This window comes from Streptomyces cyslabdanicus, assembly GCF_052663305.1.
Map to the genome: position 1 here is coordinate 1 of NZ_JBQRUW010000007.1, position 22,151 is coordinate 22,151.

At 69.0% G+C, this 22,151-nt stretch carries 21 protein-coding genes and 1 tRNA gene; 10 read left to right on the plus strand and 12 right to left on the minus strand.

The window, feature by feature from the left end; genetic code table 11:
* Positions 1 to 59: 59 nt before the first annotated feature.
* Positions 60 to 395: a hypothetical protein gene (locus ACTYVM_RS04310; protein WP_445524617.1), complete on the minus strand. Its 336-nt coding sequence runs from the start codon at positions 393 to 395 to the stop codon at positions 60 to 62.
* A 345-nt stretch (positions 396 to 740) separates the two neighbouring features.
* On the opposite strand from ACTYVM_RS04310, the gene ACTYVM_RS04315 reads away from it, so the two are divergent.
* Complete coding sequence (locus ACTYVM_RS04315; RefSeq protein WP_445524882.1) at positions 741 to 1,685, plus strand: helix-turn-helix transcriptional regulator; 945 nt, start codon at positions 741 to 743, stop codon at positions 1,683 to 1,685.
* Positions 1,686 to 1,704: 19 nt separating this feature from the next.
* Positions 1,705 to 2,694 carry a helix-turn-helix transcriptional regulator gene (locus ACTYVM_RS04320; RefSeq protein WP_445524618.1) on the plus strand — a complete coding sequence of 330 codons (990 nt, stop codon included), beginning with the start codon at positions 1,705 to 1,707 and terminating at the stop codon, positions 2,692 to 2,694.
* Here the strand turns inward: ACTYVM_RS04320 and ACTYVM_RS04325 are convergent.
* Both ACTYVM_RS04325 and ACTYVM_RS04330 read right to left on the minus strand, forming a co-directional pair.
* Complete coding sequence (locus ACTYVM_RS04325; RefSeq protein WP_445524619.1) at positions 2,657 to 3,700, minus strand: helix-turn-helix transcriptional regulator; 1,044 nt, start codon at positions 3,698 to 3,700, stop codon at positions 2,657 to 2,659. The genes ACTYVM_RS04320 and ACTYVM_RS04325 overlap by 38 nt on opposite strands.
* Positions 3,701 to 3,908: 208 nt before the next feature.
* The gene (locus tag ACTYVM_RS04330; RefSeq protein WP_445524620.1) at positions 3,909 to 5,015 is read right to left on the minus strand and encodes a sugar ABC transporter substrate-binding protein; all 1,107 of its coding nucleotides are present in this window, start codon (positions 5,013 to 5,015) and stop codon (positions 3,909 to 3,911) included.
* Between the two features lie 395 nt (positions 5,016 to 5,410).
* On the opposite strand from ACTYVM_RS04330, the gene ACTYVM_RS04335 reads away from it, so the two are divergent.
* Both ACTYVM_RS04335 and ACTYVM_RS04340 read left to right on the plus strand, forming a co-directional pair.
* Complete coding sequence (locus tag ACTYVM_RS04335) at positions 5,411 to 5,875, plus strand: hypothetical protein (protein ID WP_445524621.1); 465 nt, start codon at positions 5,411 to 5,413, stop codon at positions 5,873 to 5,875.
* A gap of 2 nt (positions 5,876 to 5,877) precedes the next feature.
* On the plus strand, positions 5,878 to 6,177 hold the full coding sequence (locus tag ACTYVM_RS04340; RefSeq protein WP_400030185.1) for a transcriptional regulator: 300 nt from the start codon (positions 5,878 to 5,880) through the stop codon (positions 6,175 to 6,177).
* 375 nt (positions 6,178 to 6,552) lie between these two features.
* Here ACTYVM_RS04340 and ACTYVM_RS04345 read toward each other — a convergent pair whose 3' ends face one another.
* From ACTYVM_RS04345 to ACTYVM_RS04365, 5 genes are all read right to left on the minus strand, one after another.
* Positions 6,553 to 7,002, minus strand: a complete 450-nt coding sequence (locus tag ACTYVM_RS04345; protein WP_400030807.1) for a heat shock protein transcriptional repressor HspR — start codon at positions 7,000 to 7,002, stop codon at positions 6,553 to 6,555.
* A gap of 5 nt (positions 7,003 to 7,007) precedes the next feature.
* Entirely contained in the window at positions 7,008 to 8,186 is a 1,179-nt protein-coding gene (gene dnaJ / locus ACTYVM_RS04350; protein ID WP_445524622.1) for a molecular chaperone DnaJ, read from the minus strand.
* Positions 8,187 to 8,225: 39 nt separating this feature from the next.
* A complete protein-coding gene (gene grpE, locus ACTYVM_RS04355) occupies positions 8,226 to 8,912 on the minus strand; it encodes a nucleotide exchange factor GrpE (protein WP_445524623.1) in 687 nt (228 codons plus the stop codon).
* The gene (gene dnaK, locus ACTYVM_RS04360) at positions 8,909 to 10,756 is read right to left on the minus strand and encodes a molecular chaperone DnaK (protein ID WP_445524624.1); all 1,848 of its coding nucleotides are present in this window, start codon (positions 10,754 to 10,756) and stop codon (positions 8,909 to 8,911) included. Before dnaK ends, grpE begins: the two co-directional genes overlap by 4 nt.
* A gap of 93 nt (positions 10,757 to 10,849) precedes the next feature.
* Positions 10,850 to 12,244: an MraY family glycosyltransferase gene (locus tag ACTYVM_RS04365; protein WP_445524625.1), complete on the minus strand. Its 1,395-nt coding sequence runs from the start codon at positions 12,242 to 12,244 to the stop codon at positions 10,850 to 10,852.
* Positions 12,245 to 12,470: 226 nt separating this feature from the next.
* Here ACTYVM_RS04365 and ACTYVM_RS04370 point away from each other — a divergent pair, with 226 nt between their 5' ends.
* Complete coding sequence (locus ACTYVM_RS04370; RefSeq protein ID WP_445524626.1) at positions 12,471 to 14,777, plus strand: (Fe-S)-binding protein; 2,307 nt, start codon at positions 12,471 to 12,473, stop codon at positions 14,775 to 14,777.
* Between the two features lie 86 nt (positions 14,778 to 14,863).
* Here the strand turns inward: ACTYVM_RS04370 and ACTYVM_RS04375 are convergent, their stop codons facing one another.
* A complete protein-coding gene (locus ACTYVM_RS04375; protein ID WP_445524627.1) occupies positions 14,864 to 15,208 on the minus strand; it encodes an antibiotic biosynthesis monooxygenase family protein in 345 nt (114 codons plus the stop codon).
* A 197-nt stretch (positions 15,209 to 15,405) separates the two neighbouring features.
* Here ACTYVM_RS04375 and ACTYVM_RS04380 point away from each other — a divergent pair, with 197 nt between their 5' ends.
* Positions 15,406 to 16,341: a Yip1 family protein gene (locus ACTYVM_RS04380; protein WP_445524628.1), complete on the plus strand. Its 936-nt coding sequence runs from the start codon at positions 15,406 to 15,408 to the stop codon at positions 16,339 to 16,341.
* A 126-nt stretch (positions 16,342 to 16,467) separates the two neighbouring features.
* Here the strand turns inward: ACTYVM_RS04380 and ACTYVM_RS04385 are convergent, their stop codons facing one another.
* Positions 16,468 to 16,890: a hypothetical protein gene (locus ACTYVM_RS04385; RefSeq protein WP_445524883.1), complete on the minus strand. Its 423-nt coding sequence runs from the start codon at positions 16,888 to 16,890 to the stop codon at positions 16,468 to 16,470.
* A gap of 478 nt (positions 16,891 to 17,368) precedes the next feature.
* On the opposite strand from ACTYVM_RS04385, the gene ACTYVM_RS04390 reads away from it, so the two are divergent.
* Genes ACTYVM_RS04390 through fmdA form a run of 3 tightly spaced genes read left to right on the plus strand, consistent with a single transcriptional unit; the run spans position 17,369 to position 19,599 of the window.
* Positions 17,369 to 17,647: an FmdB family zinc ribbon protein gene (locus ACTYVM_RS04390; protein WP_445524629.1), complete on the plus strand. Its 279-nt coding sequence runs from the start codon at positions 17,369 to 17,371 to the stop codon at positions 17,645 to 17,647.
* Between the two features lie 38 nt (positions 17,648 to 17,685).
* The gene (locus ACTYVM_RS04395) at positions 17,686 to 18,339 is read left to right on the plus strand and encodes an AmiS/UreI family transporter (RefSeq protein WP_445524630.1); all 654 of its coding nucleotides are present in this window, start codon (positions 17,686 to 17,688) and stop codon (positions 18,337 to 18,339) included.
* Positions 18,340 to 18,348: 9 nt separating this feature from the next.
* A complete protein-coding gene (fmdA, locus tag ACTYVM_RS04400) occupies positions 18,349 to 19,599 on the plus strand; it encodes a formamidase (protein WP_445524631.1) in 1,251 nt (416 codons plus the stop codon).
* Positions 19,600 to 20,445: 846 nt separating this feature from the next.
* Here the strand turns inward: fmdA and ACTYVM_RS04405 are convergent.
* Both ACTYVM_RS04405 and dcd read right to left on the minus strand, forming a co-directional pair.
* Positions 20,446 to 20,955, minus strand: coding sequence for a phosphoribosyltransferase (locus ACTYVM_RS04405; RefSeq protein ID WP_445524632.1), 510 nt, complete (start codon positions 20,953 to 20,955; stop codon positions 20,446 to 20,448).
* A 13-nt stretch (positions 20,956 to 20,968) separates the two neighbouring features.
* The gene (gene dcd, locus ACTYVM_RS04410; protein WP_384174675.1) at positions 20,969 to 21,544 is read right to left on the minus strand and encodes a dCTP deaminase; all 576 of its coding nucleotides are present in this window, start codon (positions 21,542 to 21,544) and stop codon (positions 20,969 to 20,971) included.
* A gap of 501 nt (positions 21,545 to 22,045) precedes the next feature.
* On the opposite strand from dcd, the gene ACTYVM_RS04415 reads away from it, so the two are divergent.
* Positions 22,046 to 22,116, plus strand: a tRNA-Gly gene (locus ACTYVM_RS04415).
* Positions 22,117 to 22,151 lie beyond the last annotated feature (35 nt).

Below are 22,151 nucleotides of genomic sequence, written 5' to 3' on the forward strand. Positions count from 1 at the left end.
ACGGTGACGCCGCTGCGGGGGGAAGCACCTGAGCGATCTGTTACGACGGGGGAATCGCGTCAGGCACTGCGGGGGGTGGCAGTGATGGTTCTGAGGACCGAGGGTTCCGCGACCACCTGCCGGTGGTCCCTCTGGTCCAGGTTCACGAAGATCATTCCGTAGCGGACGGCACACCGTACGGGCTGCGGCGCCCCCCGAGGCCGCCGCAGACACCGGTACGCCCGTACGTCACCGTCCTCGTCCCGCGTGACGACGACCGGCTCACCGAAGACGGTCACCATCAGCGAGTCACCGCTGTGGGGGAGGGCGGTGACCAGGTCGATGAAGTGCCAACCGGAGCGGTAGGCGGTGGCCATCTCGCGGCGGAAGGAACGGTCGTCGGGTGGAGTGGTCACATCAGCTCCCAGAGCCTTGTGACGGTCCAGCGAGCCCCTTGGACACGACCACTGCCGGCCAAGCGCTGTCCGCTTGAGCATTACCCTTCACACCCGTCAGGCCACTCAGCGCACCGAGTGCCACAACGGTGGAGAAGGCTGCCACAAGCACCGAGCGAAGCATTTTCTTACTCATAGTCGGCTTCGTCCTCACTTGAAGGTCCCCTCTTCCCCCGTCGGATACGACGATGGCTCATTCAGGCACGTCATGGCCACACAATCGATGCATCATGTTCCTGCATGTTCAGGACCCTGGGGGGTGGAGATTTGACAACGAATCGGGCAGAGGTGGCGCATTCCCACCCGATGACCGAGATGTGCGAGGAAGGCGGCCGTCTCTATGCGCATGCTCTGCGCGTGGGACGCCTCACCCGTGCCGATGCCGAATCCGCCCCTTGCCTGATGGAATTCAGTCTCCTGCGCCCCGATCCGGACGACGCCGACTGGCTGCGCCCCGTGTCGCCGGCCGTCGCCCTGGCCCAGCGACTCAACCCCATAGAGCAGGAGATCGCGGACCGCCGACGGTTGTCGGTCCGTCTCTCGGACGCGTTCGAGCCGTTCATGGCCCTCAGTACCCAGACATCGGTGAGCACCGACGCCATCACGGTCCTGGAGGGCGGAGAGCGGATCAACGCGGCGCTCAACCTGGCCGCGACCCAGTGCCAGTCCGAGATGCTCACAATCCAGCCGAGCGGCAACCGCCCGGAACACAGTCTCCTGCAGGGGCTGGACCGCGACCGACTGCTGATCGAACGCGGTGTACGGATCCGCACCCTCTATCAGCACACCGCGCGCTACAGCCCTGAAAAACTGGCCTATGTCGCACAGTTGCCCGTAAGTAAGGCCGAGTACCGCACCATCGACGAGCTGGTCGAGCGTTTGATCATCTGCGACGAGACCGTGGCGTTCATCCCGTCCCGGGACGACCAGCAGGTCGCGCTGGAGCTACGTCATCCCGGCCTCGTGCGCTACCTCACCAAGCTCTTCGAGTTCTTGTGGGACCGCTCGGTCCCTCTGCGCACCGGCGCCCCCTACGAAACCGCCTCTGACGGCATCACGGAGATCCAGCACTCCATCGCCAAGCTTCTCGTCGAAGGCCACGTCGACGAGGCCATCGCGCGTCGCCTGGGCATGAACGTGCGCACCTGCCGTGCCCACATAGCCAAGCTGGCCACGGCCCTGGGCAGTGGCAGCCGAGCCCAACTCGGGTATCTCATAGCCCAGTCGGGAATTCTGGACCAGGACCACTGACGGCAAGGGGACGAACGGCGTGACGTCGGCACCGCATCCGGACCACCAGCCGGAGGACCTGTGCTCACCGGGCACGGCGCTGTACGAACGAGCCCTGCGCCAGGGGCAGGTGGCCGCCCAGGAGGCCGCCGTCGCACCCTGCTTGGTCGACTTCGGACTGCTGTACCCCTCGGTCGCCGACGCGAGCCGGCTCGAACCCGTGCCACCCGCCGCCGCCCTGCACCGGCTCCTCCGGGGCTCCGCCGAGCGCATCGCCGAGGAGCGACGGCGCGAGGAGCGGCTGACCGAGACGTTCGAGACGCTGATGCGCGTCGAGGGACCGCGTACCGTGGGGCCGCGCTCGTCGGCTCTCAGACTCCTCAGCGGTACTCGCCGGATCAACCAGGCCATCACCGAGACCATGGCCGAGGCGAGCCAGGAGATCCTGTGCGTGCAACCGCACTCGGGCCTCCTCGGACGACGCGTCGAAGAGGCCCGGGCCGTGGCGCTGGTGCGCGACCAGGAGCTGCTGGACCGAGGTGGCCGCATCCGCACCCTGTATCAGCACACTCTGCGTCATGTGCCCTCGGTGGCCGGCTATCACGAGAAGCTGACCGGCGACGTCGAGGTCCGCACCCTCGACGAGGTCACCGACCGCCTCATCATCGTCGACCTCCGGGTTGCCTTCATCCCCGCCAATGGCGACGGCACCCTCGCGCTCGAAGTGCGCCACCCGGCGCTCGTGGGGTACTTCGCCACCACCTTCGACCGGCTGTGGCGGCTTGCCACCCCCATGTATCCACTGGCCGTCCCACAGCCGTCCGCAGGCCGCGTCACCCCCCGCCAGCGCGCCATCGCCGGACTCCTCGTCGAAGGCCACACCGACGCCGTCATCGCCGAACGCCTCGGCATGAACGTGCGCACCGCCCGCGAGCACATCGCCAAGCTCGCCGCCACCCTCGGCAGCGGCAGCCGGGCCCAGTTGGGCTACCTCATCGGGCAGTCGGGAATTCTTGACCCGGAACCGTGAACGGCCCCACGCCCACGGTGCTCGGCGGTCCGTCCAGCCCTGCCTGGGCGATCCGCACACCCAGCTGCGTGCGGCTGGCCGCGCCCAGCGTCTCCGACAGCCGGGCGATGTGCGCCCTGCAGGTGCGGACGCTGATGCCCAGCCGCTCGGCGATCACCGCGTCCTGGTGGCCCTCGGCCAGCAGCGCCGCGATGGACCGCTCACGGTGGGAGATGCCCTCGATGCCCGTGTCGGGCAGCGGCGCGGTCAGCGGGATCGCCAGCCGCCACAGCCGCTCGAAGACCGTCCCCAGGTACTCCACCAGCGCGGGATGACGCAGCTCCAGCGCCATCGTGCAGTCGGCGTTGGCGGGTACGAAGGCGACCGTGCGGTCGAAGAGGATCAGCCGGTCGATCACCTCGTCCAGTGTGCGCGCCTCGACCGCGTCGCCCATCAGCTCCAGGTAGTTGAGCAGCCCCTGGCCGTGCCGGGCCACATGCGTGTACAGGTCCCGCATCCGCACCCCGCGCCCGCGCAGCGCCAGCGCCCGGTGCAGCCCCTCGGACAACTCGTGCTCGCGGCGGATGCCGCCCGGCTGGACGGTCAGCACCTCGGCGGTGCACGCCTCGGTCGCCTCGTCCATCGCCGCCTGGATGCGGGACAGTCCGTCCAGCACCCGGATCGCCGTGCCCTCCACGGCCGCCGAGGGCACCCGCACCTGCCGGCCGAGCCCGGCGTACCGCTCGACGGCGGACACCACCGAGCCCACCCGCCGGTGGCTCTCACTCACCTCGGCGTACATCCCGCGCAGCAGCCGGGTCATGACCTCCTGCGGCGCGGTCGGCACCAGGAAGTCCATGTCGTCGGGGTCCGGGTGCAGCAGGGCGAGTTCAAGCAGGCAGGGCACCGGCTCGGCGAGCCGGCGCGGCACCCGGCCCTGCCGTACGGCCCGGGAATACACGTGCTCCCCGGCCTCGCACAGTCGGTCGGCACCGTGTGGATGCTCCTCCGTCCCGTGCCCGGTCATGCCCCATCACACCCCCGGTTTCCGCGTCTTCCGCAGCGCAACTATGCGCGGAGCGGACCGGCTGTGCAACACGGCTCCTTCCGGCGCGACCCCCGAGAACCAGCGGTTTCGACCGGTGTGCACCAGCCTCCACCGGACGGATCGCAGCGCGGCGAAGTCGGCTGCGAAGTCCGCTGTCGAACCCGACCGCGCCCCGCCTGTAAGGACGTTACTTCAGGCCGATCGAGTCACAGGCCGCCTTGTACGTCGCGGTGCAGATGTCGGACACCTTGTAGATGCCGTCGTCGATGACCGTGTCCTGGATGTTCTTCTTCGTCAGGGCGACCACGGAGACCAACTGCGCGGGAATGTTCTTGTGGGTGGGGCTGCTGATCCGGTCCCGGGTGAGGGAGTCGAACTGGATGTCCTTGCCCTGGACCTTGGCGACCGCCATCTGGGCGGCGGTCTCGGCCTCCGTCGGGTAGGACTTGTACACGCTCATGTACTGCTCGCCGGTGACGATCCGCTGCACGGCGTCGAGTTCGGCGTCCTGGCCGGTGATGGCCGGCAGGTGGGTGAAGCCCGCAGCCTTGAAGGCCTTGATGACGCCGCCCGCCATGCCGTCGTTGGCGGAGTAGACGGCAGCGATGTCGTCCTTGCCGAGCGCGGCGAGCGCCTCGGCCATGTTCGCCTGGGCGTTCTCCGGCTTCCAGTCCTTGGTGTCGTAGGACTTGGCGATCGTGACCTTCCCGCTGAGCTGGGAGAGCGCGCCCTCCTTGAACTGCTTGGCGTTCGGGTCGGTGGGCGATCCGTTGATCATGACGATCTGGTCGGAGGTGGTCACGTCGGAACCCAGCGCGTCGATCAGGGAGCGGCCCTGTACCTCGCCCACCAGCTCGTTGTCGAAGGAGATGTACGCGTCGATCGGGCCCTCGGAGAGCCGGTCGTAGGCGATGACCGGGATGCCCGCGTCCTTGGCCTTCTGCACCACGTCGGCGATGGCGTGCGAGTCGACGGCGTCGAGCAGGATGACGTCGACCTTGTCGTCGATCATCCGCTGCATCTGGCCGGCCTGCCGGCCCGCGTCCGCGTCCGCGTTGGAGTACTCGACCTTGCCCTTGTTCCGGGTCAGCTCGGCGACCTTCTCCTTGATGATGGGGTAGTCGAACTTCTCGTACCGGGTGTTGGCCGTCTCCGGCAGCAGCAGGCCCACCGTCAGGTCGTCGCCCTTGGTGGGGCTCGCGTCGGCGCCGCTCCCCGACCCGCCGAGCGCCCCGCAGGCGGCGAGCGAGAAGGTCAGCGTGGACGCGGCCACGGCTATGGCGATACGACGCATCGAGGTGCTCACTTCTGGTGCCTTCCGGACGAGGGCGCAGCATTGCAACCCAGGTGACTGAAAAGCCAACGCGGAGGCGACCACCGGCGTCAAGCGGAACCACTTAACGAGATGGCAACACCACGCTCCGCTGCGGCTGTGAAGACCCTGCGAACCCTTGCGGAATCACCCTCAAACGCCCTTTGCGGACCCTTCACCAGAGGGAAGTTCAGCGGTCGTACGAAGAGGCAGGCGACCTGACGGACCCACACCTGCCGACCCGAACAGGAGTCGGCGCCGACAAAGGCGCCAGCCATGGAGAGGCTCGAGGGCGTGGAGACGATCCGGATGAGCCGACTCGGGTACCACACAGACCGGCACTTGCCATGATGGAAAGTCGAGCTAGACTTTCCATCATGGCAAGTATCTCGGACGATCCTGCCGCCGCACGCGCGGCCCTCGACAGCGCGGCCTCCGCACGCGCCACCCTCGCCGACCGCGCCACCGCGCCCTGGTGGTACCACGCCGGGCTGGGCCTCGGCGTGGGCATCGTCTTCGCCTCGATCGACATGGGCGGCAGCATGGTGCCCTCGGGCGTCATCGTCGGGGGGATCGTCCTCCCGACGATGCTCACCCTGAGCGTCGCCCGCTCCCGCGGCGTCTCCGTCAACCGCTCGGTGTCCGCTCCGGGCACGCGCGGGCTCAACGGCCTGTACCTGCTGGCGCTCATCGCCCTCGGCGGCCTCGGCCTGAGCCTGAAGCTGGCCGCGGGGCTGCCGGGCGCCATGTCGGTGGCCGGTCTGCTGGCCCTGGCCCTCACCGTGTACGTCACCCGGCGCAACGACGACGCGCTGCGCCGCGATCTGCTGCGGCGGATGTGACCATGTCCGGACTCGACGAGGTGATCCATCCGGCACACCGGCTGCGGATCTGCGCCATGCTCGCGGCGGTCGACTCCCTGGAGTTCTCGGTGGTCCGCGATGCCCTCGGAGTGAGCGACTCCGTCCTGAGCAAGCAGGTCAAGGTGTTGCAGGCGGCCGGCTACGCGACCGTGCGCAAGGTCCCGATGAACTCCCGCACCCACACCTGGCTCGCCCTGACCGACGCGGGCCAGGAGGCACTGGCCGGGCACCTTGCGGAACTCCGGCGCATCGCGTCCCTCGCGGACGGGGCCAAGCCGTAGGGCCGTCCGGCAGGCCCCGGGGCCCCTTGCCCTGCTCCTCGGGGTCCTGCTCCCCGCACAACTTCCCCGACTCGCCATCGGCCTGCAGAAAGCCCCCGCCCGGCCTCCCAGGAGGCCCCGCGACGACGATTCCCCTGTCAACGCCCGCTTCCGCCATGCCCACTGCTCACTGTCGTGGTCCAGCCCCGCCGCGCAGCGCGCCTTCAAGTCGCGAGAGGCAAGGGAGCCGAGCAGAGCGCCGATCCGGCGCAGGACCTCTCGTCCCGCCCGGTCGGACCCTTGAGACCGGAGCGGATCGCCACCCCGGACGGGCCGGGAAGACGCGAAGGGGCCCGGAGGCTTGCGGCCTCCGGGCCCCTCGAGTGCGGGACGGTGCTACTCCGGTTGCTGGCGCTTGGGCCGCCACACCACCAGCGCGCTGGTCTGCTGGACCTCCTGGTAGGGGACCAGATCCCGGCGGTAGGAGGCGTGCACCGCGGCCTCGCGCTGCCGCATCGCCGCCGCCGCGCCGTCCAGCGCCGCCTGGAGTTCCGCGACCCGGGACTGGAGCGCCGTGACCTGGTTCTCCAGTTCGATGATGCGCTTGATGCCGGCCAGGTTGATGCCCTCGTCCTGCGACAACTGCTGCACCTGGCGGAGCAGTTCGATGTCGCGGGCCGAGTAGCGGCGCCCACGGCCGGCGGTGCGGTCGGGGGACACCAGACCCAGCCGGTCGTACTGACGGAGGGTCTGCGGGTGCAGTCCGGACAGCTGGGCGGCCACCGAGATGACGTACACCGGTGTGTCTTCCGTCAGTTCGTACGGGTTGCGGCGGCGGCCGTCCATCTCCCTCATGCTCCCTTCGCGGCCTCGAACAGCTCGGCCCGCGGATCCTCGCCCGCGGTGGCCTCGCGATACGCCTGAAGCGCGTCACGAGCCTTCCCCGACAGGTCCTTGGGGACACTCACCTCCACGGTGACCAGCAGGTCGCCGCGGCTGCCGTCCTTGCGGACCGCGCCCTTGCCGCGCGCCCGCATCGTACGGCCGTTCGGCGTGCCCGGGGGCAGCTTCAGCGTCACCGAGGGACCGCCCAGGGTGGGCACGCGGATCTCGCCGCCGAGGGCCGCCTCGGTGAACGTGACCGGCACGGTGACGGTGAGGTTGTCGCCCCGGCGGCCGAAGACCGGGTGCTCCCCGACGTGCACCACCACGTACAGGTCGCCCGCGGGTCCGCCGCGCTCGCCCGGGGCCCCCTTGCCACGCAGCCGGATGCGCTGGCCGTCGCTGACCCCGGCCGGGATGCGGACCTGCATCGTCCGGGACGACTTGGCCCGTCCGGAGCCCGTGCACACCTCGCAGGGGTTCTCCGCGATGAGCCCGCGGCCCTTGCAGTCCGGGCACGGGTCCGTCAGCGAGAACCCGCCGCCCGAGCCGCGTGCCACCTGGCCGGTGCCGACGCAGGTCGGGCACACCCGCGGTGTGCCGTTCTTGTCGCCGGTGCCGGAACAGGCCTTGCACGGCTGCTGGCTCGACATGCGCAGCGGCACCGTCGCGCCCTCGATGGCCTCCGTGAAGCTCAGCGTGACCTCGGACTCGATGTCCTGGCCGCGCCGGGGCTGGGCACGCGTGGTGCCCGTGCCGCCCCGGTTGAACAGGCCCCCGAAGACGTCACCGATGCCGCCGCCGAAGCCGCCGCTCCCCCCGCCGCCCTGGGCGCCCCCTCCGAAGAGGTCGCCCAGGTCGAAGTTGAAGTTGCCGCCGCCGGCGCCCGGTCCGGGGCGGAAGCCGCCGTTGCCGAACAGGGCGCGGGCCTCGTCGTACTCCTTGCGCTTCTTGGCGTCGCCGAGCACGTCGTTCGCCTCGGAGATCTCCTTGAAGCGCTCCTCGGCCTTGGCATTGCCCTTGTTGGCGTCCGGGTGGAACTCGCGGGCGAGCTTCCGGTACGCCTTCTTGATCTCGGCCTCGGTGGCGTCCTTGGGGACGCCGAGGACCTTGTAGAAGTCCTTCTCGATGAAGTCCTTGGTGCTCATCCCCGACGTCCCTCCTCTCGTGCGTCGTCCGTTATTACGTCAGCCCTCCTCCGGGCCACCGTTCTCCTTGTCCTCGCCCTGCTCGGCTGCCGGGGCCGTGCCGGACTCCTCGGCCGGCTTGACCGTCTGCGCGCCGGGCTGGGGCTCGGCCACCGCCACCCGCGCGGGGCGGATGGTGCGCTCGCCGATCCGATACCCGGGCTGAAGAATCGCCACGCACGTCGTCTCGGTGACGTCCGGTGCGTAGGAGTGCATCAGGGCCTCGTGGATCGTCGGGTCGAAGGACTCGCCCTCCTTCCCGAACTGCTGGAGTCCGAGCTTGGACACCACGGTCTCCAGCGACTCGGCGACGGACTTGAAACCGCCCACCAGTTCGCTGTGGTCCCGCGCGCGGCCGATGTCGTCGAGCACGGGCAGGAGCTCGGACAGGATGTTCGCCACGGCGACCTCCCGTACCGCGATCCGGTCCCGCTCGACCCGGCGCCGGTAGTTCTGGTACTCGGCCTGGAGCCGTTGCAGGTCCGCCGTGCGCTCGCCGAGCGCCGTGCGCACCTGGTCCAGCTGGGCCGTCAGCGCGGCCGACTGGTCCGGCTCACCGGCCGGGGCCCCGCCCTTGTCCTGGGCGGCGGCCTCCGCGGCGTCGTCGGGGGTGGTGCCGGAGGCGGCGTCGGACTGCGGCGGAGGCTGCGGCTGGTGCTCCTCGAAGCCGGGGGTCTCCTCCGTCACGCCGCACCGTCCTTGCGCTCGTCGTCGACGATCTCGGCGTCCACGACGTCGTCGTCGGCCTTGGCCTGGCCCGCACCGGCGTCACCGGCACCGCCCGCGGCCTGCGCGGCCTGGGCGTCGGCGTACATGGCCTGGCCGAGCTTCTGGGAGACGGCGGCGACCTTCTCCGTGGCGGTGCGGATCTCGGTGGTGTCCTCGCCCTTGAGCGTCTCCTTCAGCTCGGCGACGGCGGACTCCACCTCGGTCTTGATCTCGCCGGGGACCTTGTCCTCGTTGTCCTTGAGGAACTTCTCGGTCTGGTAGACGAGCTGCTCGCCCTGGTTGCGGGTCTCGGCGGCCTCGCGACGCTTGTGGTCCTCCTCCGCGTAGCGCTCGGCCTCCTCGCGCATGCGGTCGACCTCGTCCTTCGGGAGCGAGGAGCCGCCGGTGACGGTCATCTTCTGCTCCTTGCCGGTGCCGAGGTCCTTCGCCGTGACGTGCATGATGCCGTTGGCGTCGATGTCGAAGGACACCTCGATCTGCGGGACGCCGCGCGGCGCCGGCGGCAGACCGGTCAGCTCGAACATGCCGAGCTTCTTGTTGTACGCGGCGATCTCGCGCTCGCCCTGGTAGACCTGGATCTGCACCGACGGCTGGTTGTCCTCGGCCGTGGTGAAGATCTCGGAGCGCTTGGTCGGGATCGTGGTGTTGCGCTCGATCAGCTTGGTCATGATGCCGCCCTTGGTCTCGATGCCGAGGGACAGCGGGGTGACGTCGAGCAGCAGGACGTCCTTGACCTCGCCCTTGAGGACACCGGCCTGGAGCGAGGCGCCGATGGCGACGACCTCGTCCGGGTTCACGCCCTTGTTGGCCTCCTTGCCGCCGGTCAGCTCCTTGACGAGCTCGGCGACCGCGGGCATACGGGTGGAACCACCGACGAGCACGACGTGGTCGATGTCGCTGACGGAGACGCCGGCGTCCTTGATGACGTTGTGGAACGGCGTCTTGCAGCGCTCCAGCAGGTCGGCCGTCAGCTGCTGGAACTGGGCGCGGGTGAGCTTCTCGTCCAGGTGCAGCGGGCCCTCGGCGGACGCGGTGATGTAGGGCAGGTTGATCGAGGTCTCGGTGGACGAGGACAGCTCGATCTTGGCCTTCTCCGCCGCCTCACGCAGACGCTGGAGGGCCATCTTGTCCTTGGACAGGTCCACGCCGTGACCGGAGTGGAACTGCTTGACCAGGTAGTCGACGACACGCTGGTCCCAGTCGTCGCCACCGAGGTGGTTGTCGCCGTTGGTGGCCTTCACCTCGACCACGCCGTCGCCGATCTCCAGCAGCGAGACGTCGAACGTACCGCCACCGAGGTCGAAGACGAGGATCATCTGCTCGTCCTTGTCGAGGCCGTACGCCAGGGCGGCGGCCGTCGGCTCGTTGACGATGCGCAGCACGTTCAGACCGGCGATCTCGCCGGCTTCCTTGGTGGCCTGGCGCTCGGCGTCGTTGAAGTACGCCGGGACGGTGATGACCGCGTCCGTGACCTTCTCGCCGAGGTAGGCCTCCGCGTCCCGCTTCAGCTTCTGCAGCACGAAGGCGCTGATCTGCTGCGGGTTGAAGTCCTTGCCGTCGAGGTTGATCCTCCAGTCGGTGCCCATGTGGCGCTTGACCGACCGGATGGTCCTGTCGACGTTGGTGACGGCCTGACGCTTGGCCACCTCACCGACCAGCACCTCGCCGTTCTTGGCGAAGGCGACGACGGACGGCGTGGTCCTGGCGCCCTCGGCGTTGGTGATGACGGTGGGCTCGCCGCCTTCGAGAACGCTGACGACGGAGTTAGTCGTGCCCAGGTCGATGCCGACCGCACGTGCCATGGTGAATCCTCCAGCTGACTTGAGTGGAACGGACTCAAGTGTGCCCGAGGCTCTCCGTCGGGTCAACAGACCTGAGCCACTCCGACTCAAGTCTTATCCATCTCTTATACGCAAGGGCGCTCTGACCTGCGGTGACGTGGATTGCCTGGGCGGAGGAGGCGGATATTCGAGGTGACGGCGAGGGGCCTGGAGGCCGGATTCGCCGGTTCCGCCGCCGGATTCCGCGTCGTACGGGACCCTGCCGCGCGGGGCTCCGGGGGCCGTGCCGGACTGCCTCGGGGCGCGGAGGACCCGGAAGGGCTCGGTGCGCGACCGGGCACCGGACGCGTCGCCGCGCGCGCGTGGCGGTGCCCCGGTGCCGAACGCCTCAGCACGCGCACGCGTGGCGCCACCGGCGGCGGAAGGACCCCGGGCGGTGCGCTCCTCGGGCCGCCCGCGGGTGCCGGGCACTCGGGTCTGCCCCCGGGTGCCGGGAAGCCGGGCCTGCGTGCGGACACCGTTGGGTTCGGTCGGGCGCCGCGGAGCGTACGCCGGCACCCGCAACAGCCCGAGGACGATCACCAGGGCCGCCCCGGCCACCCACAGCACGGCCGTCGGCCGGGCCAGGCCCGTGTGCACCAGCACCCCGACCAGGACCGCGGCGAAGGTGCCGGCGCCGAGCAGGACGGTCGCGCCCGGCTGCGTCGGCCCGAGCCGACGCAGCCGGTGCGCGAGGTGGTCGGGACCGCGGCGCAGCAGGGGGCGTCCGGCCAGCCTGCGCGACACCAGGACCAGCACGGCGTCGGCGCTCGCGGTGGCGGTGAGCGCGAACAGCACCGCCACGGTGGAGACCGTGTCGTACCCGGTGCGGGTGAGGAGGGCCGCGCAGGCCAGCACGAAGCCGGTGAACAGCGCGCCTCCGGACCCGAACGCGATCCGCGCCGGGTGCCAGTTGTGCATCAGGAAACCGGTGAGGGCGGCGGCCAGCACGCTCAGCAGCACGGCGAGGTCGTCCATCACCTCGGCCGCCGCACACACGCCCACCCCGAACGCGGTGAGCACGCCCACCGTGCCCGCGAGGCCGTCCGCGTGGTCGAGCCCCCGGAAGGCGGCGGCCACACAGGTGATCCAGGCGACGGCGGCCACCCCGGCCACCGGCCCGGTCTCGTCGTACGGCACCACGCAGGCCGCCGCGAGAGCCGTACCGACGAGCAGGAACGGTGTCTTCAGCCGCCACACGTCCGCGGCGGTCCCGAGCACGGCGACCGCGGCGCCCGCGACGAGCAGTCTGCCCACTCCGTCGCCCAGCGGGGCGGTACCCGTCCAGCCGCCGGCCGCGGCGACCAGGCAGGTGCTGAGCACCACGGCCAGGCCGCCGAGCAGGGGCAAGGGGCGTGCCCGCCTCCTGCGGTCGACGAGGCCCAGCCGAAGCGCGAGCACCCGGAGCAGCGCCGAGAGCAGGGCGGCGAGGAGGAGAGCGGTGATGGCGGTGGCGATCCCGTAGAGCACGGTTCTTAAATTAGGGGTATATGGGGCGATCAGGTGCGAATAACACGATCGGCGCGCGACTGGATCCCCGGGCGGCCCTCCGGCACCCCCCGGACGGCCCTCAAGCGGACCCGCAGCGACCCAGATCACCCCGCACCCGACTGCATTGCGGCCGAGGATGGAGGTAGTCTCAGACGGACTACATAAGTTACCGCTCAGTAATCTCGAGGCCGCCTCAGGAGCCCCCATGCAACTCGCCGCGATCATCGTGTCGCTGGTCCTGACCGTGGTCGGCGTCGCGCTGCTCGCCCGTGCCATCGGTCAGTTCGTCCGGTACTTCAAGCTGGGCCAGCCCGTACCCGCCGGCACCCGTACCGACAACCCCTACCGGCGCAGCGTGACCCTGGTCCGGGAGTTCCTCGGCCACACCCGGATGAACCGATGGGGCATCGTGGGCGTCGCCCACTGGTTCGTGGCCATCGGCTTCCTGACGCTGCCGCCCACCCTCGCGCAGGCGTTCGGCCAGTTGTTCCGGGCCGACTGGACGCTGCCGGTCATCGGGGACTTCCTGCCGTTCGAGATGTACATCGAGTTCATCGGCGTGATGACCGTCCTCGGCATCGCCGTGCTCATCGCGATCCGGCTGCTGAGCCTGCCGTCCCGGCCCGGCCGCAAGTCCCGCTTCGCCGGCTCCAAGGCCGGCCAGGCGTACTTCGTCGAGTACGTCATCCTCATCATCGGCCTCGCGATCTACGTCCTGCGCGGACTGGAGGGCGCGCTGCACCACGTGGAGCACTACGAGGCCGGGTACTTCGCCTCGTACCCACTGGTGCTCGCCTTCAAGGGCCTGTCGGCCGGCACCCTGCAGAACCTGGTCTACCTGACCGCGATGATCAAGATCGGCACGTCCTTCGTGTGGATGATCGTGGTCTCCCTGAACACCAACATGGGTGTGGCCTGGCACCGTTTCCTGGCCTTCCCGAACATCTGGTTCAAGCGCGAGGCGGACGGTGGCACGGCCCTGGGTGCCCTGCAGCCGATGACCTCCGGCGGGAAGGCGATCGACTTCACCGATCCCGGTGAGGACGACGTGTTCGGTGTTTCGCAGGTCGAGCAGTTTTCCTGGAAGGGCCTGCTGGACTTCTCCACCTGCACCGAGTGCGGCCGCTGCCAGTCCCAGTGCCCGGCCTGGAACACCGGCAAGCCGCTCTCCCCGAAGCTGCTGATCATGTCGCTGCGCGACCACGCGCACGCCAAGGCCCCCTATCTGCTGGCCGGCGGCGGCAAGACGACGGAGGGCGAGGAGAAGGCCTCCGCCGAGCAGCTCGCCGGCGTCCCGGCGGCGGCGCTGGCGGAGGCCGAGCGTCCACTGATCGGCACGCTGGAGGCCGCGTCCGACGGCGGCTTCGCCGCGGGCGTCGTCATCGACCCGGACGTGCTGTGGTCCTGCACCACCTGCGGGGCCTGCGTCGAGCAGTGCCCGGTCGACATCGAGCACGTCGACCACATCGTCGACATGCGCCGCTACCAGGTCATGATCGAGTCCTCGTTCCCGTCCGAGGCGGGCACGATGCTCAAGAACCTGGAGAAGAAGGGCAACCCCTGGGGCCTGGCCAAGAAGCAGCGCCTTCAGTGGACCAAGGAGGTCGACTTCGAGGTCCCGGTCGTCGGCAAGGACATCGAGGACCTCTCCGAGGTCGACTACCTCTACTGGGTCGGCTGCGCCGGCGCCCTGGAGGACCGCGCCAAGAAGACCACCAAGGCCTTCGCGGAACTGCTGCACATCGCGGGCGTCAAGTTCGCGATCATGGGCGGCGACGAGAAGTGCACCGGCGACTCCGCCCGCCGCCTGGGCAACGAGCCCCTGTTCCAGGAGCTCGGCATGGAGAACGTCGCCGCGCTGAACATGGCCTTCGGTGAGGAGTCGGACGACGAGGGCAACGTCACCCCCGAGTCCCGCAAGCCGAAGTCGGCGAAGAAGATCGTCGCCACCTGCCCGCACTGCCTCAACACCCTCGGCAACGAATACCCGCAACTCGGCGGCGACTACGAGGTCATCCACCACACCCAGCTGCTCCAGCACCTGGTCGACGAGGGCAAGCTCGTCCCCGTCACCCCGGTCGAGGGCATCATCACCTACCACGACCCCTGCTACCTGGGCCGCCACAACAAGATCTACACGCCGCCACGGGAGATCATCGGCAAGGTCCCGGGCCTCAGGAACGAGGAGATGCACCGCCACAAGGAACGCGGCTTCTGCTGCGGCGCCGGCGGCGCCCGCATGTGGATGGAGGAAAGGATCGGCAAGCGCATCAACGACGAACGCGTCGACGAGGCTCTTTCGCTGAACCCGGACATCGTCTCCACGGCCTGCCCGTTCTGCCTGGTCATGCTCACCGACTCCGTCAACGGCAAGAAGAACGACGGCAAGGCCAAGGAATCCGTCCAGGTCGTCGACGTCGCCCAACTGCTGCTCGACTCCGTCAGGACGCCGGTCGACCCGGCGGGCGAGGCGACCGACGAGAGCGAACCGGAGCCCGAGCCGGTGAAGTAGGCGGCCCGGCCGTCCCACGTCCGACGCCCCCGTGTCCGTACGGCACGGGGGCGTCGCCGTGTTCCCGGGAGCGGGCCGCGGGAGTGCTACGCGCTCCTGGGCGCGGCCTGCTGCACGACCTCGAAGGACCACAGGGTGGAGCCGGTGGCCGCGGGCTTCGGCCGCTCCCCGCCCTCACCCCCGCCCTCACCCGCGCCGGCACCCTGGTGCGCGGCCTTCATCGGCCCCTCCAGCCAGGCCTGGAACGACTCCTCGTCACGCCAGCGCGTGTAGACGAGGTAGGTGTCGGTGCCCTCGACAGGGCGCAGGAGCTCGAACCACTCGAACCCGTCGGAGTTCTCGACCGCGTGCGCCCGGGAGGCGAACCGCTTCTCCAACGTCTCGCGTTGCTCGGCGGGCACGGTCAGTACGTTGATCTTGACTACGCTCATGGTCCCATCCTGCCCGGTGGCCCCCGAGCCGCCACTCAGCGCCCCGGAGCCCCCGTGGGCTCCCCTGAGAAGCACCCGGAAAACCCTGGGAACACCCTTGGGAACGCCCCTTAAGGGATGTCACAGCTCGGACCCAAAGCCCAGCGGGGACACCCGGCCCGGCCCGTGACTTCACGGGCTCGGGTACGTTCAATGACGTGGCTGGATTCAGGAGCGGACGCGGCGGCCGGAACGATCGTGCCCCGCAAGCGCGGACCCAACAACCTCCGTACGGGCAGCAGGCGCCCCAGGCCCCCTCGTACGGCTATCCCCCTGCGCAGCAGCAGCCGTACCCGCGGCAGCGGCAGCGGCCGCCGTACGGAGGCGGGGGCGGGGCCGTCCAGTGGCCCCGGGCCGACGACGGGGGCTACGGCGGCGGGGGCTACGGCAACCAGGGTGAGCCGGAGTACTTCGGCGGCGGCCACCCGCAGGGCGGCCCCGACCCGTACGCGGCCGACAACCCCGGCCACACCCAGGCGTTCGCGGTCGGCGAGGACCCCTACGACCAGGGCGGGACCTACCGCGCCGGCTCGGCGCCGGCCGGCCCGATCGGCCCTCGCCTGCACTGGTCCGACCTGCTGCGGGGCATAGTCCTGTCCCCCCAGCAGACCTTCCTCCGGATGCGCGACTACACGATGTGGGGCCCCGCCCTCATCGTGACGTTCCTCTACGGACTGCTCGCGGTCTTCGGCTTCGACGGCGCCCGCCAGGACGCCATCAACGCCACCCTCTCCAACGCGGTCCCGATCGTCCTGATCACCGCCGTGGCCCTGGTGATCAGCTCCTTCGTCCTCGGTGTGGTCACCCACACCCTGGCCCGCCAACTCGGCGGCGACGGGGCCTGGCAGCCCACGGTCGGCCTGTCCATGCTGATCATGTCGATCACGGACGCGCCGCGTCTGCTCGTGGCCATGTTCCTCGGCGGCGACGCGGGCTTCGTCCAGTTGCTCGGCTGGGCCACCTGGGTCGCGTGCGGCGTCCTGCTGACCCTCATGGTCCGCAGCTCCCACGACCTGCCCTGGCCCAAGGCCCTGGGTGCCTCGGCGATCCAGCTGATCGCCCTGCTGTCGATCGTGAAGCTCGGCACGTTCTAGGGCCTGTTGCGGCCTTCCCGCAGCCCACCAGCACACGAGGGGCCCGGCGCACCGCCGGGCCCCTCGCTGGTCCTCAGTTCCGTCGTGCGCCCGCTCCAGCGCGGTCGGCGCCCGAGTCCGGGCCCGTCAGAGCGTGCCGCCGATCTCGCACGCCCGGCAGGGCGGCTGCCCGCAGGTGCACTGCATGACGGCCTCGACGACCCCGCGGTCGTGGTAGAGGCACTCGTCCTTGCAGGTGTGGCGCGGGACGAACCCCGCCGGGATCTCGCCGGGCCACGGCTCGTAACCGTCCCGGCAGCGGACGAACCGCTCGGGGTCGGTGGAGTGCAGGTCGTGCATGCTCGACCGCGCCCTGTCCTCCAGCTCCCGCACCCGCTCCACCAGGTTCTTCAGCTCGGCGGCGATGCCGGCGTACTGGTCGGTGCCGGTCCTCACGTGTGCGGCCCGCAGCGCCATCGCCGCGTTGCCCAGGAACCTGCCGGCGTCCTGAAGGTCGGTCACGTGATGCAACTGAATGCCGTTCACGCCTCGCACCCACACGGCGTCCATGTTGCTCACCGATCCGCCCTCCTTGGATTTCTTGCGGGACAGTATGCGCGGCGCCGATGCCTTCGCATAAGAAAAATCAATCTATTTACCGAAACTAAAGGTCTCGGCCGCGACCGTCCAGCGATATTCAGGGTGAGTCGGCTCACAGCAACCCTGAGACTGCGGGCACGGCCGTACCGGAAGACCCATTGCCCCACACGCAATGGATCTTCTCAATGGATCTCCTCAGTGGATCTCCTCTTGGCTCCGGTCCTGCGCAACGCTTGATCAACGCGGACACTCGTTCACGGGGCCGCGAACGAGCCTCGGCGCACACCACGGGCCACCCGAGCAGGAAAAGGACCGAGCACCCCGCCCCCGATTTGACACACCCATTGACGGGACGTCTCCTTGAAGGGAGGAAACAGCTGCGGCACACGCTTTTCCAGGTGCGCCGCGCACTCGGGTTCGCGAGCGTCCAGCAGTTTCCGGAGCGACAATGGCTACTTATGAATACCTGTGCAGCCACTGCGGCCCTTTCGACGTGAAACTGACGATCGGAACGGCGCCCACGACGTACGGCTGCCCCGTGTGCACCAACACTGCGAGGCGCGTGTACTCCGCGCCTGGCCTGTCGTCGGCCTCAAGCGCGTCCGTCGCCCTCCACGAACGGGAGGAGCAGGCCCGTGAGGCCCCGACCGTGGTTTCCGAAGTGCCGCCGCGCACAAGTCCGGAGCGGCGACCGCATCCCGCGCTCTCACGGCTGCCACGACCCTGACCGCCTCCGCCCCACGCGGAGTCAGGAGGTGCGTCCCCGTGGACAATGTGGGACTGCTCTTCGTCGGTGCGGTGCTCTTCATGAACGGGTTGCTGCTTCTCGGCAAGGTCGATGACCGGGCGGGAGCAGTGTTCAACCTGTTCGTCGGGGCACTGCAAGTACTGACGCCGACCTACCTCATCTTCACCGCCGGCGGCGACTCCAAGAAAATCCTCGCGGCATCCGGAATCTACCTGTTCGCCTTCACCTACCTCTATGTGGGCATAACCCTGCTCGCCGACCTCGACAGCACTGGGGTCGGCTATTACTCATTGTTTGTGGCAATCGCCGCCCTTGGATATTCGTACGCCAATTTCCGGCTCTTGAAGGACTACCCGTTCGGGGTCATCTGGCTCTACTGGGCCCTGCTGTGGTTCCTGTTCTTCCTGCTGCTCGGCCTCAAGAGGGAGCACCTCAGAACCTATACGGGATGGATCTCCGCGATCGAAGGCTGGGTCACCGGTGCCATTCCCGCGGGTCTGCTGCTCTCCGGCTACTGGAAGCACCCCACCGAGACCGCCATCGCCCTGGGGGTCTTCGGCGTGCTGATGTTCGTCGGGTTGTGGCCGCGCACCCGGAGACCGCCTCAGCCGACCCAAGCCGCTCCGCCGACCAGTGGGGCGGGCGCTCCAACCTCACCGGATCAGAAATGAGGAGCTGTCATGCCCGAAACTCTCTTCAGTGTGGACCAGAGCAAGTCGATGCGTGAGCAGGACGTTCCCGGGCACAACAGGTGGCACCCGGACGTCCCCAACGCCACCATGGTGAAGCCGGGAGCGGAGTTCCGGATCGAGTGCCGTGACTGGACCGACTGCCAGATCGGCGACAACGACTCCGCCAACGACGTACGCGACATCGACCTGACCATCCCCCACATGCTCAGCGGCCCGATAGGCGTGGAGGGCGCCGAACCGGGCGACCTGCTCGTCGTCGACATCCTCGACCTCGGTCCCGTGCCGCAGCAGCGCGGGGACGCGGCGGGCCAGGGCTGGGGCTACACCGGCATCTTCGCCAAGGCCAACGGCGGAGGCTTCCTGACCGACTACTTCCCCGACTCCTACAAGGCCATCTGGAACTTCCACGGCCAGCAGGCGGTCTCCCGCCACCTGCCCGGCATCCGCTACACCGGGATCACCCACCCCGGTCTGTTCGGAACGGCTCCCTCCGAGGAGATGCTCGCCCGCTGGAACGCCCGCGAGAAGGCGCTGATCGACACCGACCCGAACCGGGTACCGCCGCTCGCCATCCCCCCGGACGCCCAGAACGCGCTCGCCGGCACGGCCACCGGGGACCTCGCCAGTCGCATCGCCGCGGAAGGCGCCCGCACGGTGCCGGCCCGCGAGAACGGCGGCAACCAGGACATCAAGAACATGACCCGCGGCTCGCGGGCCTTCTTCCCCGTGTACGTCAAGGACGCCAAGCTCTCCGCGGGCGACCTGCACTTCAGCCAGGGCGACGGAGAGATCACCTTCTGCGGCGCCATCGAGATGGGCGGCTTCATCGACTTCCATGTCGACCTGATCAAGGGCGGCATGGAGAAGTACGGCATCACCACCAACCCGGTGTTCATGCCCGGTAACGTCGAGCCGCGCTACACGGAGTTCATGAGTTTCATCGGGGTCTCCGTCGACCACGACACGGACACGAACTTCTACATGGACGCGACGCTGGCCTACCGGCGGGCCTGCCTCAACGCGGTCGAGTACTTCAAGAGGTTCGGCTACAGCGGAGAGCAGGCCTACCTGCTGCTCGGCTCCGCCCCCATAGAGGGTCGCATCAGCGGCATCGTCGACATCCCGAACGCCTGCTGCTCGCTGTACGTACCCACCGCCATGTTCGACTTCGACGTCCGGCCCTCGGCGGCCGGCCCGATGAAGGCCGACCGCGGCACGTGCGCGATGACCACCGCCTGACCGGACCGCGACGGCCCCGTGGCGCGTGCTGCGGGGCCGTACGGGGTCAGGCCGCGGTCCTACGGGCCGTGCGCTGCGACGATCCGCCGCTTACGGCGGTTGCGGCGCCTACGACGTGTCGCGGCGCCTACAGAGCGTCCTTCGAGGGCGTGATCGGCGTACCGGCCTTGCGGCACGGGGGCAGCACGGGCCAGGCGCCGTCGCCTGGATGAGGGTAGTTCCGCAGGACCCATATTCGCAGGTCAGCGCAGTAACTGAGGCAAACACACGAGAACGCGATGCCGGCGGATGCTCAGCCTCGCGTTCTCGGTTGGTGATGGGCCGCTCAGGTTGCAGTCAGCGCCACACGGGCTCGATCAAGCTCGGGTCCAACCGGCGCGCTCCCCTCCCGGCGGGACGTCACTGTCACCAGACCCAGGATCACCAACACGACTCCCAGAACCCCGCACAGCAGTCTGAACCGTCCAAGGGGCCAGAACTCCCCCCATCGCCGTCGGCCCGGCCCGGGCGAAAACATCACGTCCGCCCAGTCCCATGCCCACATGTCCACGCCACGGTAGCCGCAGGCCACCACGATGAAAGCGCTGCCCGCGATCAACGCGAGCACCCCACGAAGAACCACGCTGTTCCCTTCCCCTGCCCCACGACCAGCGTCGTCATCGCGGCATTGTCGCAGGGGGCGACGAAGGTACCCGGCTGCAGGATGCGGGCCAGCGCGTACGGGCGAAGCATTCAGCTGACGTCCAGGGCGAGCTGACCGAAGGCATATCGGTCGACACTGACAACCCGGGGATTCACTTGGGACACTCCGCGGGACATCTGGCGCGGCACCGAACGGGGACGGATCTATAGCGCCTCCGTCGAGGGCGTGATCGGCTCACCCGACTTACGTACTGGAGGCAAAACACTCCACGGGAAGTTGATCCAATCGTCGGTGCGCTTCCAGACGTACTCGCACTTCACGAGCGAGTGGGACTTCTCGTAGATGACGGCGCTGCGCACCTCGGCGACGGTGTCCAGGCAGAAGTCGCGGACCAGCTTGAGCGTCTTGCCGGTGTCGGCGACGTCGTCGGTGATCAGCACCTTCTTGTCGGAGAAGTCGATGACGTTGGGCACGGGCGCGAGCATGACGGGCATCTCGAGCGTGGTGCCGACGCCGGTGTAGAACTCGACGTTGACCAAGTGGATGTTCTTGCAGTCGAGGGCGTAGGCGAGCCCGCCGGCGACGAAGACACCGCCGCGCGCGATGCTGAGCACGATGTCCGGCTCGTACCCGTCGTCGGCGATGGTCTGCGCGAGCTCGCGCACGGCGACGCCGAAGTCCTCGTAGCTGAGGTTCTCCCGTGTCTCACTCATGTCGTGGGTGCCCTCACACCTGCGTGCGGTGGAAGTTGACGTAGGAGCGGGAGGCGGTGGGTCCGCGCTGCCCCTGGTACCGGGAGCCGTAGCGCTCGCTGCCGTACGGGGCCTCGGCGGGCGAGCTGAGCCGGAACATGCACAGCTGCCCGATCTTCATCCCGGGCCACAGCTTGATCGGCAGGGTGGCGAGGTTCGACAGCTCCAGGGTCACGTGCCCGGAGAACCCGGGGTCGATGAACCCGGCGGTGGAGTGGGTGACCAGCCCCAGCCGCCCGAGCGAGCTCTTGCCCTCCAGCCGGGAGGCGAGGTCGTCGGGAAGTGTGATGACCTCGTACGTCGACGCGAGGACGAACTCCCCCGGGTGCAGGATGAACGGCTCGTCGCCCTCCGGCTCGACGAGCCGGGTGAGGTCGGGCTGCTCGACCGAGGGGTCGATGTGGGGGTAGCGGTGGTTCTCGAACACCCGGAAGTAGCGGTCCAGCCGCACATCGATGCTCGACGGTTGCACCATGGATTCGTCGAAGGGATCGATCCGCACCCGCCCGGCGTCGATCTCGGCCCGGATGTCCTTGTCTGAGAGAAGCACGTAGCGAGGATACGCAAGGCGCGCGGAGCCCCCACCATCAGGACGGCTCCACGCGCCGGTACCGCACTGCTCCCGCTACCGCTTCTGAAGTGCCACGGGCACCGCACTGCGGAGCCTGGCACACCGTGGACACCTCATGAGCCGGCCGGGGCCGAGCCGCTCGGCCTGCTGCATCGGGAACGAAGCGGTGCTGAACACGTGCCCCTCGGCACAACGGACGACGGTGCGCTCCATCAAGTCCCTTAAGTCCCTTCCCCAGAACCGCGTCTGGCCTCTCGCCACCTGACGACAAAAGCCACATTACGGGATCAAAGAGACGTGCCACCAGACGGCACTCCGGCCCCACAGGACCCCTCACCCACATCCCCACCGTACGCCCCAACTCCGGTGCCCCGCAGGGCCACCACCCCCTTCGAACGCACACAGCCCCACGGCTCGAGCACCGGGCGCCGGGGATGGGGTACAGTGAGCGCCGGACCCGAACTTCGGTCGGCGTCTTACGCGGGTGTAGTTTAATGGTAGAACATCAGCTTCCCAAGCTGAGAGCGCGAGTTCGATTCTCGTCACCCGCTCTGTGAAGAAGGCCCAGGTCACCGACCTGGGCCTC